At 74.5% G+C, this 12,319-nt stretch carries 15 protein-coding genes; 6 read left to right on the forward strand and 9 right to left on the reverse strand.

What is annotated here, in order from left to right:
• Nucleotides 1-11 precede the first annotated feature (11 nt).
• The 4 genes from ACFPK1_RS14010 to ACFPK1_RS14025 form a co-directional block, all read right to left on the reverse strand.
• Nucleotides 12-251: a hypothetical protein gene (locus ACFPK1_RS14010; protein ID WP_378021548.1), complete on the reverse strand. Its 240-nt coding sequence runs from the start codon at nucleotides 249-251 to the stop codon at nucleotides 12-14.
• A gap of 100 nt (nucleotides 252-351) precedes the next feature.
• Entirely contained in the window at nucleotides 352-783 is a 432-nt protein-coding gene (locus ACFPK1_RS14015; RefSeq protein ID WP_378021549.1) for a PASTA domain-containing protein, read from the reverse strand.
• A 149-nt stretch (nucleotides 784-932) separates the two neighbouring features.
• Nucleotides 933-1,142, reverse strand: coding sequence for an HAD family hydrolase (locus tag ACFPK1_RS14020; protein ID WP_378021550.1), 210 nt, complete (start codon nucleotides 1,140-1,142; stop codon nucleotides 933-935).
• A 232-nt stretch (nucleotides 1,143-1,374) separates the two neighbouring features.
• Nucleotides 1,375-2,319, reverse strand: a complete 945-nt coding sequence (locus ACFPK1_RS14025) for a manganese catalase family protein (RefSeq protein WP_378021551.1) — start codon at nucleotides 2,317-2,319, stop codon at nucleotides 1,375-1,377.
• A 406-nt stretch (nucleotides 2,320-2,725) separates the two neighbouring features.
• Here ACFPK1_RS14025 and ACFPK1_RS14030 point away from each other — a divergent pair, with 406 nt between their 5' ends.
• The 3 genes from ACFPK1_RS14030 (at nucleotide 2,726) to ACFPK1_RS14040 (ending at nucleotide 5,862) form a co-directional block, all read left to right on the forward strand.
• Entirely contained in the window at nucleotides 2,726-3,454 is a 729-nt protein-coding gene (locus ACFPK1_RS14030; RefSeq protein WP_378021552.1) for an AfsR/SARP family transcriptional regulator, read from the forward strand.
• A gap of 87 nt (nucleotides 3,455-3,541) precedes the next feature.
• Entirely contained in the window at nucleotides 3,542-4,105 is a 564-nt protein-coding gene (locus ACFPK1_RS14035; protein ID WP_378021553.1) for a TetR/AcrR family transcriptional regulator, read from the forward strand.
• The gene (locus ACFPK1_RS14040; RefSeq protein ID WP_378021554.1) at nucleotides 4,102-5,862 is read left to right on the forward strand and encodes a CocE/NonD family hydrolase; all 1,761 of its coding nucleotides are present in this window, start codon (nucleotides 4,102-4,104) and stop codon (nucleotides 5,860-5,862) included. Before ACFPK1_RS14035 ends, ACFPK1_RS14040 begins: the two co-directional genes overlap by 4 nt.
• Here ACFPK1_RS14040 and ACFPK1_RS14045 read toward each other — a convergent pair.
• From ACFPK1_RS14045 to ACFPK1_RS14060, 4 genes are read right to left on the reverse strand one after another with little or no spacing between them, the layout of a single operon-like run.
• Nucleotides 5,843-6,637 (reverse strand): cytochrome P450, encoded by a 795-nt coding sequence (locus ACFPK1_RS14045; protein WP_378021646.1) that lies wholly within the window; start codon nucleotides 6,635-6,637, stop codon nucleotides 5,843-5,845. The two genes, ACFPK1_RS14040 and ACFPK1_RS14045, sit on opposite strands and share 20 nt — an antisense overlap.
• Nucleotides 6,634-7,020: a hypothetical protein gene (locus ACFPK1_RS14050; protein WP_378021555.1), complete on the reverse strand. Its 387-nt coding sequence runs from the start codon at nucleotides 7,018-7,020 to the stop codon at nucleotides 6,634-6,636. The genes ACFPK1_RS14045 and ACFPK1_RS14050 overlap by 4 nt, the downstream gene beginning before the upstream one ends.
• 18 nt (nucleotides 7,021-7,038) lie before the next feature.
• Entirely contained in the window at nucleotides 7,039-7,983 is a 945-nt protein-coding gene (locus ACFPK1_RS14055) for a PDR/VanB family oxidoreductase (RefSeq protein WP_378021556.1), read from the reverse strand.
• A 49-nt stretch (nucleotides 7,984-8,032) separates the two neighbouring features.
• Nucleotides 8,033-8,782, reverse strand: a complete 750-nt coding sequence (locus ACFPK1_RS14060) for an IclR family transcriptional regulator (RefSeq protein ID WP_378021557.1) — start codon at nucleotides 8,780-8,782, stop codon at nucleotides 8,033-8,035.
• 129 nt (nucleotides 8,783-8,911) lie between these two features.
• Here ACFPK1_RS14060 and ACFPK1_RS14065 point away from each other — a divergent pair, with 129 nt between their 5' ends.
• From ACFPK1_RS14065 to ACFPK1_RS14075, 3 genes are read left to right on the forward strand one after another with little or no spacing between them, the layout of a single operon-like run.
• Nucleotides 8,912-9,835, forward strand: a complete 924-nt coding sequence (locus ACFPK1_RS14065) for a Rieske (2Fe-2S) protein (protein ID WP_378021558.1) — start codon at nucleotides 8,912-8,914, stop codon at nucleotides 9,833-9,835.
• A 27-nt stretch (nucleotides 9,836-9,862) separates the two neighbouring features.
• Nucleotides 9,863-10,219, forward strand: a complete 357-nt coding sequence (locus ACFPK1_RS14070) for a Rieske (2Fe-2S) protein (protein WP_274278993.1) — start codon at nucleotides 9,863-9,865, stop codon at nucleotides 10,217-10,219.
• Between the two features lie 13 nt (nucleotides 10,220-10,232).
• On the forward strand, nucleotides 10,233-10,925 hold the full coding sequence (locus ACFPK1_RS14075; RefSeq protein ID WP_378021559.1) for an L-2-amino-thiazoline-4-carboxylic acid hydrolase: 693 nt from the start codon (nucleotides 10,233-10,235) through the stop codon (nucleotides 10,923-10,925).
• 21 nt (nucleotides 10,926-10,946) lie between these two features.
• Here the strand turns inward: ACFPK1_RS14075 and ACFPK1_RS14080 are convergent, their stop codons facing one another.
• A complete protein-coding gene (locus ACFPK1_RS14080) occupies nucleotides 10,947-12,257 on the reverse strand; it encodes an acyl-CoA dehydrogenase family protein (RefSeq protein WP_378021560.1) in 1,311 nt (436 codons plus the stop codon).
• Nucleotides 12,258-12,319 lie beyond the last annotated feature (62 nt).

The following is a 12,319-nucleotide window of genomic DNA, read 5'->3' on the forward strand; positions in this document are numbered from 1 at the left end:
GCGGTCGGGCCTCAGGCCACCCCGGCGGTCCTCCGGTGGTCGCCCAGCGGATCCGCACCGTAGCCGAGGACCTGCGGATCGACGACGAGACGCCCGGGGTGGACGACGATCCGGCGGGCGCGGGCGTCGAGCACCGCGACCGTCCCGGCCCGCCCGGTGGCGCGCAGGGACCGGATGCGCTCGAGGTCCTCGGGGCTCACGAAGGCCCCGAAGGCCGGGCGTCCGAGGTAGTGCAACGACACGTGGTACACGATTGAATCGTCAACCACGCTGCCGTGCGGGCGCCAGCGGATCGACGCGGATCACACCGCGCCGCCGCCGGCGCCCGGGCCCTCTATGAGGCCCGCGCGGTCAGCCGTTGGTGCCGCCGCCGGCCGGACCGACCGGGCTCGGCTCGGGGCGCACGCCGCCCCCGCCGCCGCCCGAGCCGTCCTGCCCGTCGTCGGGGTCCGGGCCCGTCGGCGTGCGGGCCGCGCCGCCCTGGATCCAGATGCCGACCTCGGTGCCGCGCTCGCGCTGCTCCCCGGCCGCGGGCTCCTGGTCCTCCACGTGCCCCCGGCCGGCGCCGGTGTGGACCGCGTTGCGGCCGACGGCGAGCACCCCGGCGTCCAGGGCGCGGTCATGCGCGTCGGCGGCGGGCAGGCCCACGAGCTCGGGCACGGTGGTCATCCCGTCGGGCAGGTCCGGAGCCTTCTCGGCGGTGTCCTGGGCCATGTCCTCGGTCGTCCCCTTCGTCGTGCTCGTCCCGGTGTCCATCGTCGCCTCCTCCGGCGTACCGCTCATGACGGATCCCTACCCATCCTGCCCGGGGCCCGAAGCCGCGTCGGGCATCACCCGGGGTACCGGGCCGTCACCAGGGGTCACCGCACCGCCCCTGGCCGGGGCCGCGGGCGCCCACGGCCCCGCGGTGTGGGCCTCGTCTCAGGGGGGTCTCACGGGCCGTCCGGCGGCGGGGTGCCGGACTCGACCACGTTCTGCAACCATCGCCGCACGAGCTCGCACGCCCCGTCCACGTCGCCCGCGACACCGAGCGGGCGGGTCGGGCCGGCGAGGTCGTCGGACGCGCTCAGCCGCACGCGCAGCGCGCCCCCGTCGACCCACGCGGACAGGAGCAGCACCGCGCCGGGCGGCCCGGCGGTCACGCGGACACCGCCCTCACGGGAGCACCGCCGGGACGAGGTCGAGCACCGGGATCAGCACGGGCCGTCGCGGGGGACGCCGGGGCGACCCCGAGGACCCGGGTGGCGCTCTCGGAGGGAGGAGCGGCGGTCATCGGCTCTCCGGTCGGGGACGGGACGTGACCGGCCGCCGGGCCGACCGGGACCCCGAGGGGGGGCACGGTCGGCCCGGCGACGGCCGGGTCGGACGTCCGCGTCAGCCGGTCGGGCCGTACTGCCCGGGCGGGGTGGCGTTCTCCATCTCGCCGGTGGCCTGGATCAGCTCCATGAGCTCGCTGTCGAGACCGGGCCCGAACTCCTCCGGGCGCTCGACGGCGATCTCCATCGGCGCGCCCTCCGGGGCCTGCTCGGTGGTGAGGTCCGTGCCGTCCTTCGACGGCGACGGGCCGTTGTAGACCTTCGAGGCCTCGTTCTGCTGGTCGATGTTGAAGGTGTACTGCTTGCTCTGCAGGCCCTGCTCGAGCAGCGTCGCGACCTCCGGGAAGCGCTCGGCGTTCGTCTTCGGGATCGGCAGGAGCTTGTTCCACTCCACACCGAGCTTCTCGAGGGCCTTGGCGTAGGCGTTCTCGTGCGCCTGGTCCCGCACGATCAGGTAGGCGATCGTCGAGCGCGCCGTCTTGTTGGCGGTCATCTCGTAGAGCCGGCACTTCTGCAGGCGCCCGGTGGACTCGAGCATGAGGTTGTAGAGCAGGTTCAGCGGCAGGTTGCCGCTGTCGTAGACGTACTTGCCCGTCCACGGGTCCCCCGCGGCGTCCACCGGCAGCGCGCCCTGCGCACCCACCAGGAAGTGGTGGATGTTGCCGTGGTCGAGGGCCATCGCCAGCGGCGTCGCGCCGCCCTCGCCGGGCTCGTCGAGGTGCGTGGGGTTGCCCTGGTAGCGCGGCGAGCCGTCGACGAGACGGGCGATCGTCGTGGCGATGAGCTCGACGTGGCCGATCTCCTCGGTGCCGACGCCGTAGAGCAGGTCGCGGAACGGCTTGGCCGTCGCGCCACGGAAATTGAAGCTCTGGAACAGGTACTGCATCATCGTGCGCATCTCGCCGAACTGACCGCCCAGCCCCTCCTGCAGGGCGTTCGCGGCCGCCGGGTCCGGCTCGTCCGGGACGATCTCGTTGATCAGGCGCTGCACGTGGAAGAACACGCGGTCGATTCCTCTCGTCGCCGACGGGGGCACCCGGGCCGGGCGCGAGGGCGTCCCCGCGCCCCACGACCGGACGTGGCGCCACCCTCCGCGCCGCCCGTGCGCCCGGCGTGCGTCACGCCGTCACCGGCACCGTCCCCGTGCCGTCTCCGCGCCGTCTCCGCGCCGTCTCCGCGCCGTCCCCCGACGATCTCCGCCCCCGTGTCTCGATCAGGCCGCCGGTGGGCACCCCCGCCCTGTCCACCCCTGGTGCCCGTCCGAGTCGCTGCGCCGGCCGGCCGCCCCGCGGTGGGCCGTGCGCGTTGAAACCGTCAGTCGCGCCGCCCCGGACCGGTCCCGCGGGACCGTCCTCCCGACACGGAGCAGCCGGGCCGCGCCACGGGCGGGTCCGGCGGGAACGGCGGCGATGACGATGGACCCGCCCGCGCCCCTCGCGGCGGCGCACCTCTTCCTCGTGGGTCGCTTCGCGTGCCGCGTCGGACAGGACGACGTGCGGCTGACCCCGACGACCGAACGGGTCCTCGCCTTCCTCGCCCTCGCCCGGCGACCCGTCCGCCGCCACCAGCTCGCCGGTACCCTGTGGCCCGACGTCACCGACAGCCAGGCGCTCACCCGCCTGCGCTCGGCGCTCTGGAAGGTCCCGGCCGCGGTCCGGGCCTCGCTCGTCGAGGCCGACGCGACCACCGTGGCGCTGCACCGCGAGGCGGCGGTGGACCTCTACGCGCTCGACGAGCCCGCCCCCGCCGGCGGCGCGGGGACCACGCACACCGAGGCCGAGCCGGCGATCGCGCGCGGCGAGCTGCTCCCGGGCTGGTGCGAGGAGTGGGTGCTGGTCGAGCGGGAGCGCCACCGCCAGCTGCGGCTGCACGCGCTCGAGGACCGGTGCGCCCGGGCGTGCGCGCAGGGCCGCTACACCGACGCGCTGCTCGCCGGGCTCGAGGCGGTCGCCCAGGAGCCGCTGCGCGAGAGCGCCCACCGCCGCGTCATCGAGGTCCACCTCACCGAGGGCAACAGCGCCGAGGCGCTGGCCCAGTACGAGAGCTTCCGGACGCTCCTGCGCGCCGATCTCGGCCTGGCGCCCTCCCCCGCCATCCGCGCCCTCGTGCGCCCGCTGCTCGGGCGGCCGGCCGACTGACACCTCGACCGGCCCCCGCTGCTTGACGCGGCGCCCCGTCGGCGCTTCACTCCTCCTTGGTAGGAAAACCAACCAGGGCGGTGCGGCATGGCGGACCGACGGGGCGAGATCGTGCGCGCCGCGCTGGAGGTCGTCCGCGAGGGCGGGCTCGGGTCGTTCACGCAGCCCCGGGTGGCGCGCCGCGCCGGGCTGCGCCAGAGCCACCTGACCTACTACTTCCCGACCCGCGACGACCTGCTCGCCGCCGTGGCGCAGGAGGCGGTGCGGCAGCGCGTCGCCGCCCTCGCCCCGATCGCCGACGCCGCCGGGGCCGAGGAGAAGCTGGTGGCCCTGCTCGACGTCCTCGTCGCCCCCGAGCAGACCCGCGTCTTCCTCGCCCTGATCCAGACCGCCGAGCTCGACGACGCCGTCCGCACGAGCATGGCCGAGCTCGGCCGCCTGGTCGCCCCGCTCGGGGCCTCGCTGCTCGCGGCGTTCGGCGTCCCGGTCACCCGGGGCGCGCTCGACGCCGTGCAGACCACGTCCACCGGCGTCGCCGTCCTCGCGCTGGCCCAGGGCGGCGAGGAGTTCCGTCCGCGCGCCGAGGCCGTGCTCCGGGCCCTGCTCACCGGCCTGTCCGTCACCCCCGACTCCCGAGAGGCACCGCCGTGACCCCGCAGATCCCCCTGAAGGGCTCCACCGCCGGACGCCAGTACGCGGGGTGGACGCCCCGGGCCCTGGCCACCGAGGGGCTCGGGAACCGCGTCCTCGCCGACCAGCGGATCCCGGTCGCCGACGACGTCACCCTGCACGCCGACGTCTACACACCCGCGACGCCGGGCCGGTACCCCGCGGTCGTCTCGTTCGCCGCGTACAGCACCGAGATGCACACCGCGGGCATCCCGACCGGCTCCAACGAGATCGGGTCGCCGCCCGTGTTCACCGACCGCGGCTACTGCCCGGTGATCGTCGAGCGCCGGGGCATGGGTCGTTCCGGCGGCGAGCAGGTCATGTACTTCGCCGACCAGGACGTCGACGACCACGAGAAGGTCATCGCCTGGGCCGCCGAGCAGCCCTGGTGCACCGGCGAGGTCGTGCTCTTCGGGACCTCGTACTACGGCATGACCCAGCTCCAGGTGGCCGCCCGGCGGCCCCCGGCGCTGCGGGCGTTCTTCGCCAACGAGGTCTGCACCGACTACTTCCGCCACCTCGTCCACTTCGGTGGTGTCCCGGGCAGCTTCTTCTTCGCGCTGTGGATGGGCGCGAACTTCACCGACGCCCGCCACGCCGCCCGCCTCGCCCCGGACCGGCGCGCGCTGATCAGCCACCTCACCAACGGGCCGCTGCACCCGCTGCTCGAGAAGCTGGTCCACCGCAACGTCCCCACGATGTTCGAGAGGTTCATGACGGCGACGCCGGACGAGTTCGTCCGGGAGATCTACGCCCACTGGATGTTCGACGAGAAGACCCGCGAGCAGTCGACCATCCCGGAGGGCCCGACGCGGGTGCTCGGCGAGATCGAGGTCCCGTTCGCGGTCGTGCAGAACATCGGCTACTTCAACCTGCACCAGTTCGGCGCCTACGACCTGTTCGAGCACGCGGGCACCCCGGCGGACCGCAAGTGGCTGATCCTCGGGCCACCCGAGTACGACCTGCCGGTGTACGCCTGGCAGGGCGAGGCGCTGGCGTTCTTCGACCACGTCCTGCACGGGCTCGACAACGGCTACGCCGAGCAGCCGCACGTGCGCTACTGGGTCGACGGGGACGACGGGTTCTCCGCCACCACCGACTTCCCGCCGCCCGACGGCGAGGTCGTGCGCCTCGGACTGGAGTCCGCGGGCGCCGACCACGAGACCCACCGGCTGACGTGCGGCGACGCCGCGGCGGGCGCGAACTCCTGGGCCGCGGTGCCCCGCGGGGTGCCGGTGGTCGGCGGGCTCGACGAGCTCGCCAACCAGCTGCTGAGCTTCGAGCTGCCGGTCACCGAGGAGCTGCGGCTCGCCGGCCCGGTCACCGCCCGCCTGGGCTTCAGCGCCAACGAGATCGACTCGTACGTCATCGCCCGCCTGACCCGCGTCGACACCGGCGGCGCGCTCCACCAGCTCTCGATGGGCGCGATCCGCCCGGTCGCCCGCACCGAGGACGCGGACCGCAGCACCGCCACCGAGATCGCGATCGACGCCGGACGCCGCGACCCCCTCACCCCCGGCGAGCCGGTGGTGCTGCGCTTCAGCCTGACCCCGTTCCCGGTCGTGCTGCGCCCCGGCGAGCGCCTGCGCCTCGACCTCGGGAGCCGCACGGACCTGCTGCGCAAGGACCCGGGCCAGGGCTACGTCCAGTTCGACCTGCCCGTCCCGCCGTACCTGTGCCGCAACACGGTGCACTTCGGCGGCGAGAGCTGGATCGAGGTCACGCGCGTGCCAGGGTGAGCCGCAACGGCAGCGAGGCGAAGGCGCGCATCGTGTTGTTGTGGTGCCTCGTCGGCGCGGCGGCCGGCTCGAGGCGTTCCACCCGCCGCGCGAGGGCCGACAGCACGGCCGCGCCCTCGAGGCGCGCGACGTGCTGGCCGACGCACTGGTGCAGGCCCATGCCGTAGCCCACGTGGCCCGAGGGGTCGCGGTCGAGGTCGAAGCGGTCGGGGTCGTCCCAGTGCCGCGGGTCGCGGTTGGCGGCGCCCAGGAACATCAGGATCTTGCGGTCGGCGGGCACCACCGTGCCGCCGATGGGCACGTCGACGTCGGCGGTCCGGAAGAACGTCTGCACCGGCGACTGCCAGCGCACCGCCTCGTCGAACGCGACGCGCGCCCGCTCGGGACGCGCGCGCAGGGTCGCCCAGGCCTCGGGGTGGGTCGCGAGCCCGTGCAGGACCGCGCCGAGGCCGTGCACGGTGGTGTCCACCCCGGCCGTGAGCAGCGAGCGCACGATCAGCGGGGCCTGCGCCGGGGTGATGTCGCCCCGGTCCGACGCCGCCCAGATCGCCGCGCCGAACCCGTCGTCGGTCAGCACCTCGCGCGCGCACTGCGCCGCCACCCACGCGGAGAGCTCGGCGACGCGCGGGGCGCCCTTCGCGACGAGGTCGTTGGACGGGCCGAAGGCGTTGAACGCGTGGTCGCCGTAGGGCAGCAGGTGCTCGCGCCCCTCCGGCGGCAGACCCACCGCGTCGGGGAAGACGCGCAGCGGGAACGCCTCGGCCAGCGCGGTCATCCCGTCGAGCTCGACGACGTCGCCGCGCCCGTCCAGCAGGCCCGCGACCAGGTCCTCGGCGTCGGCGAACCACCGGTCGGCGAGCCGGCGCAGCGCCCGCGGCCCGAGGATCGCCGAGAGCACGGCCCGCGGCGCGTCGTGGTGGGGCGGAAGTTCGACATCCCGACCCCGGCGCTCGAGGGGAACCGCTGCCAGTCGACGAGCGCCGCGCGGACCTCCGCGTAGCGGGCGACGGCGTAGAGGTCGTAGCGCGGGAGGTGCACGACGGGCCCGGCGTCGCGCAGGGCCGCCTGCATCGGCAGCGGGTTCTCGAGGGTCTCGTGCGAGAACGGGTCGACGTCGAGCGACGGCACGGTGGTGGCTGCGCCGGTCACGGCGGTCACGGCGGTCATGGTGGTCCCCTACAGGTCCAGCACGAGGCGGTCGGTGCACGAGCGCGAGACGCACGGGAACAGGCAGTCCCCGGCGGCGCGCTCGTGGTCGGCGAGGATCGAGTCGCGGTGGTCGGGCACGCCGGCGAGCACCGGTGTCTCGCACGTGCCGCAGGTGCCCTGCTCGCACGACGACAGCGCCGTCGCGCCCGCGCGCCGCGCCGCCTCGAGCACGGAGAGCCCCGGCGGCACGGTGACGGCGGCGCCGGTGCGGGCGAGCTCGAGGACGAACGGCTCGTCGCGCACCGGGGCGCCGAGCTCGGCGGCGACGAAGCGCTCGGTGCGCAGCAGGTGGCGCGGCCGGTGCGCCGTGGCGTCCTCGATCGCGGCGAGCAGGGGCGCCGGGCCGCAGCAGTAGACGACGGTGTCGTCGTCCACGCCGGCGAGGAACGCCGCGAGCGGCAGCAGCCCGGCCTCGTCCTGCGGGTGCAGGGTGACCCGGCCGCCGCGGCGGGCGAGCTCGTCGGTGAACGCCATCGTGGCCCGCGAGCGCCCGCCGTAGAGCAGCGCCCACTCCGCGCCGACGAGGTCGGCCTGGTGCACCATCGGCAGCAGCGGCGTGATCCCGATGCCGCCCGCGACGAACAGGTAGCGCGTCGAGGGCACCAGCGCGAAGTGGTTGCGCGGACCCCCGAACCCGACCGTGTCGCCGGCGGCGAGCTCGTCGTGCACGTGGGCCGAGCCGCCGCGGCCGTCGGGCTCGCGCAGCACCGCGACGCGGTAGGTGTGCGCGTCCCACCGGTCGCCGCACAGCGAGTACTGGCGGGTGGCGCCGGTCGCGAAGGTCAGGTCGACGTGCGCGCCCGGCGCCCAGTCGGGCAGGCGCCCGCCGTCGGGACGCGCCAGGCTCAGCGCGACGACGTCCTGCGCCACGCATGTCTTCTCCCGCACCACGAGCCGGTCGGCGCTGTCCATGCGCAGGAGGATGCGGGGACGCCCACCGCCCGAGGAACGGCGTTCCCGTTCAATGGGCGGCGAGCCGCTGCTCGATGTGACGTGCGGCCGCGGCCAGCGGCGCCACGCGGTCCCGGGCGCGCTCGTCGTTCGGGACGATCACCGACACCGCCGCGGCGACCTGCCGGTGCTCGTCGCGCACGGGCACCGCGATCCCGGTGGCCTCGGGGTGCAGGAAGCCGCCGCACACCACGAAGCCGTCGCGCCGGATGTCGGCGAGCCGGCGGCGCAGGTCGTCCGGGTCGGTGATCGTGAACGGCGTGAAGCGCGCCAGCGGGCCCGCGAGCACGCGCTCCTGCAGGTCGCCCGGCGCGTGGGCCAGCAGCACCAGGCCCGAGGACGAGGCGTGCAGGGGCAGGCGCGCGGCGATGCGCGTGTAGTTGATGACGGCCTGGTCGGCCGAGAGGCGCTCGACGAAGAGCACCTGCTCGCCGTCGAGCACCCCGAGCTGGACGTGGTGCCCGACGTGGCCGTGCAGCTCCTCGAGCACCGGCATGGCGAGCTCGCGCAGCGAGAGCGTCGGCGACGCCCGGGAGGCCAGCTCCCAGAGCCGGGTGCCGACGCGCACGCGCCGGTCGGCGTCGCGGGCGAGCAGCCCGTGGGCGACCAGGTCGGCGACCATCCGCGAGCCCGTGGCCGGCGGCAGCCCCGCGCGCCGGGACACCTCCCCGACCGTCAGCGCCCGGTCGGACGGCGTGAAGGCCTCGAGGATGCGCACCACCCGCTCGAGGACCGACTCCCCCGACGACGACCGCGCCACCGTCGCGAGTGTGCCGATCTGGGACAGTCCTCGTCCACGAGGGATATGGCGGAGATCACAGCGAGGTGCCAGGCTCCTCCACGCGGGACCGGGCGACCGGTCCACCGAGCGGATCGCAGGGGGCGGCGGATGGCGGACTCCGGAGCGACGGCCTGGCACCAGCGCGCCGTCGCGGAGATCACCCGCTGGCCCTGGCTGCAGCGGCTGAACGACCAGGCGACCGCCGCGGTCGACCCGCTCTACGACCGGTTCCGCGCCAACCCCGTCGTCGAGCTCATGCACGGCGGCCGCTGGCTCGGGCACTCCCTGCACCCCGCGCTGTCGGATCTGCCGATCGGGTTCTGGTCGGCGACGCTGCTGCTCGACATGGCCGGGCAGGACGTGCCGGCGAACGGCTCCCGGCTCGACCCGTCGTCGACGCTGTCCGCGGCCGGGATCGCGGCGGCGGCGGCCACCGCCGCCACCGGGGTCGCCGACTGGAGCGTCAGCGACAACGAGGACCGGCGGGTCGGGCTCTTCCACGGCCTGCTCAACGGGGCGGGCACCGTCCTGCAGGGTGTCTCGCTGGCCGCGCGCCTGTCCGGTCACCGCCGGACCGGGCGCGCGCTCGGCGCCGCGAGCCTCACGGTCACCGTGGCCGCGGCCTACATCGGCGGGCACCTCGTGCAGGGCCGCGCGGTGATGGTCAACCGGGTCGCCACCAACACCGGGCCGCAGCGCTGGGTCAGGGCCGTCGCCGACGACGACCTGGCCGACGGCGCGGTCGCCGGCGTCGAGGTCGAGGGCCGCCACGTCCTGCTGCACCGCAGCGACGGCGAGGTGCACGCCATCGACGACGTGTGCAGCCACGCCGGCGCCCTGCTGCACCGCGGCGAGGTCGAGGGCTGCACGGTCGTCTGCCCGCTGCACTACTCGGTGTTCGACCTGCGCGACGGCCGCATCGTGCGCGGCCCGGCGCACCACCCCCAGCCCGTCCTGCCCGCGCGCGTGCGCAACGGCTGGATCGAGGTCCGCGGCTCCGCGCCGGCCCCCCGGTCGCGCCGCTCCGGTTAGTCCGGCCCACCGAGAGGAACCACCACCATGGCCTGGGAAGCCGTTGCCGACGTCGACCAGCTCGAGGAAGGCGACATGATGCTCTGCCACATGGGTGGCGAGCCGATCTGCGTCGTCCGGCTCTACGAGGACGAGGCGGTGGCGGTGCACAACACGTGCACCCACCAGCAGCAGCCGCTCAACGAGGGCTACCTCCAGGAGGACGACTCCCTCATCTGCCCGGCCCACAACTCCCGGTTCGACCTGCACACCGGCGTCCCCACCGGCGTCCCCGCGGTCGACCCGATCCCGACCTACGCCTGCAAGATCGAGGACGGCGCGATCTGGGTCGACTTCGAGCAGCAGACCAACGACGCCGCGATCCCGCACAAGCCCTACCACTGATCGTCGTGCCGCCGTGACCGAGAGGCAGTGGGAGCAGGAGAGCCGCTGGACGATGGGACGGGTCGTGCCGCGCGACCTGCTCGCCGTCGTCGGCGCGTACCTCCATCGCGCGCACCCCACCCGGCGGGCCTACCTGCTGGCCGTCATCCGCCGGCGCGCCGAGGAGATGCGGGAGGAGGACGCCGACCTGCCCGTCGACGAGCCCGCGCAGGCCGCGCTGGCGCTGTCGGCGACGGTGCTCGCCGCGCACGAGACGCTGCTCGAGGCCTTCGACGGCGACGGGCGGGCGACGACCCGCTTCCTGCGGGAGGCCCTGGGCGCGGCGCTGCGCCGCCCGCGCGACATCCCCTTCGGCGCGCTGGGCCGGCGGGAGGACCCCTTCGGCGCCATCGAGGACGCGTGCCGGGCGAGGTCCCCGGCGTACGGCGAGCACTTCGACGTCCGCTGGGACCGCTCGCACCCGGACGCCCTGGAGATGCGGGTCGAGCGCTGCGCCTTCCTCGACTTCTTCGACCGGCACGGCGTCCGCGAGGTGACGACGGTGATGTGTGCCTGGGACGCGCACTGGCTGCGCGCCGTGGACCCCGCGGTGAGCGGACTGCGCGGCGAGCGGACGTCCGCGATGTCGCTCGGGGACGACGCGTGCCGGTTCCGTCTCGTGCGCACCGACGACCCGCACGCGGCGTTCACGGACGTGATCGGCTGACGCCGTCCCCGGGCGACCTCCCTAGCCGACCATCGTGTCGATGGCCTCGTGGTGCTTCTCGAACTTCACGTAGTCGTCCTCCATGATCGCCCGCGGGTTGAACAGGGGGTCGGCGAGGATGCCGTGGACGCGGCGGCGCTGCATGCCCATGTTGCCGCCGTCGTAGATCGGCAGGACCGCGGCCTCACGCAGGATCTTGCCGAAGCCGTTCTTGGTCTCGAGGCTGTTGACGCCGACGATCTGCATGCACTTGTAGACGCACTCGAACATCAGCTCGGTGACCTGGATCTTGTTCATCGCGCCGACCAGCTCGGCGTGCTGGTCGTGCTTGTCCAGGTAGTCCGCGGCCCGCCACGAGAAGTACCGGCCCATCTCGATCTTCGCCGCGACGTCGCCGAGCACGTAACCGACGTTCTGGAACCCGATGATCGGGCGCAGCGCGCCGGCGGTGTTGCCGCGCGCGAACTCGAGCGCCATCTCGTAGGCCGCGCGCGCCATGCCGACGGCCGCGATCGCCGCGACCGGCCCGGACCAGGCGAAGTTCCGGTTGATGACGAGGTCGCCGTTGCCGACCGCGCCCGGCAGGAGGTTGGCCGCCGGGATGCGGGCGTTCTCGAAGACGATCTCGGCGTTGGACGCGAGCCGGTGCCCGACCTTGTCGAGGTGCCGGTAGGTCACGCCCGGCAGGCCGCGCTCGAGGACGAGCGCCGAGAGGCCCTCGGTGCCGCCCTTCTCCGAGTCGGTGCGCACGATCAACGTGCCCGCGTTGACGCCCTGCTCGTCCCAGCCCGCCGACGACGGCCAGTACTTTCGGCCGTTGACGACGTAGTCGTCGCCGTCGCGCACGGCGGTGAGGCCGACGCCCGCGGGACGCGGCAGCGGGATGTCGAAGTTCGCCGTGCCCGAGGGGTTGCCGGGCGGCTCGCTCGCGGTCCACCCACCGAGGTACTCGCCGGTCGGGTCGGAGGTCGCCGCGCGCAGGAAGCGGTCCTTCTGCTCGTCGGAGCCGTACCAGGCCACCGGCATGAGCCCGAGCCCGTTGCACAGCACCGTGCACGCGAAGCCCGGGTCGACGACGCAGATCTCCTCGGCCGCGATGACGAGGTCGACGCACGACACCCCGCCGCCGCCGTACTCGGCGGGCAGCATGCACATCGCGATGCCCGCCTTGTAGGACTCGACGTAGGCCGGCTTGGTCTTCTGGAAACCCTTGAGCGGGTCCGGCTCCGCGTCGGCCTCGGCGACGACGGGCTTCAGGACGTTCTCGGCGAACGCGCGGACCTCGTGCTGCAGCTTCTTCTGCTCGTCGGACATCGTGAAGTTGACGGTCACAGCGGTCTCCTCTGCGGTCATCCCTGCACTGATGAGCCCGGAGAGTGGGGCGGTCGGCGAGC

It is taken from the genome of Actinomycetospora rhizophila, from assembly GCF_042657905.1.
GTDB lineage: Bacteria > Actinomycetota > Actinomycetes > Mycobacteriales > Pseudonocardiaceae > Actinomycetospora > Actinomycetospora rhizophila.

Coding starts and splice junctions, on each gene's coding strand:
- ACFPK1_RS14055 (WP_378021556.1), bottom strand. CDS start 7,983: ATGGACAGCGCCGACCGGCTCGTGGTGCGGGAGAAGACATGCGTGGCG.
- ACFPK1_RS14035 (WP_378021553.1), top strand. CDS start 3,542: ATGGCGGACCGACGGGGCGAGATCGTGCGCGCCGCGCTGGAGGTCGTC.
- ACFPK1_RS14045 (WP_378021646.1), bottom strand. CDS start 6,637: ATGACCGCGCTGGCCGAGGCGTTCCCGCTGCGCGTCTTCCCCGACGCG.
- ACFPK1_RS14030 (WP_378021552.1), top strand. CDS start 2,726: ATGACGATGGACCCGCCCGCGCCCCTCGCGGCGGCGCACCTCTTCCTC.
- ACFPK1_RS14070 (WP_274278993.1), top strand. CDS start 9,863: ATGGCCTGGGAAGCCGTTGCCGACGTCGACCAGCTCGAGGAAGGCGAC.
- ACFPK1_RS14065 (WP_378021558.1), top strand. CDS start 8,912: ATGGCGGACTCCGGAGCGACGGCCTGGCACCAGCGCGCCGTCGCGGAG.
- ACFPK1_RS14015 (WP_378021549.1), bottom strand. CDS start 783: ATGAGCGGTACGCCGGAGGAGGCGACGATGGACACCGGGACGAGCACG.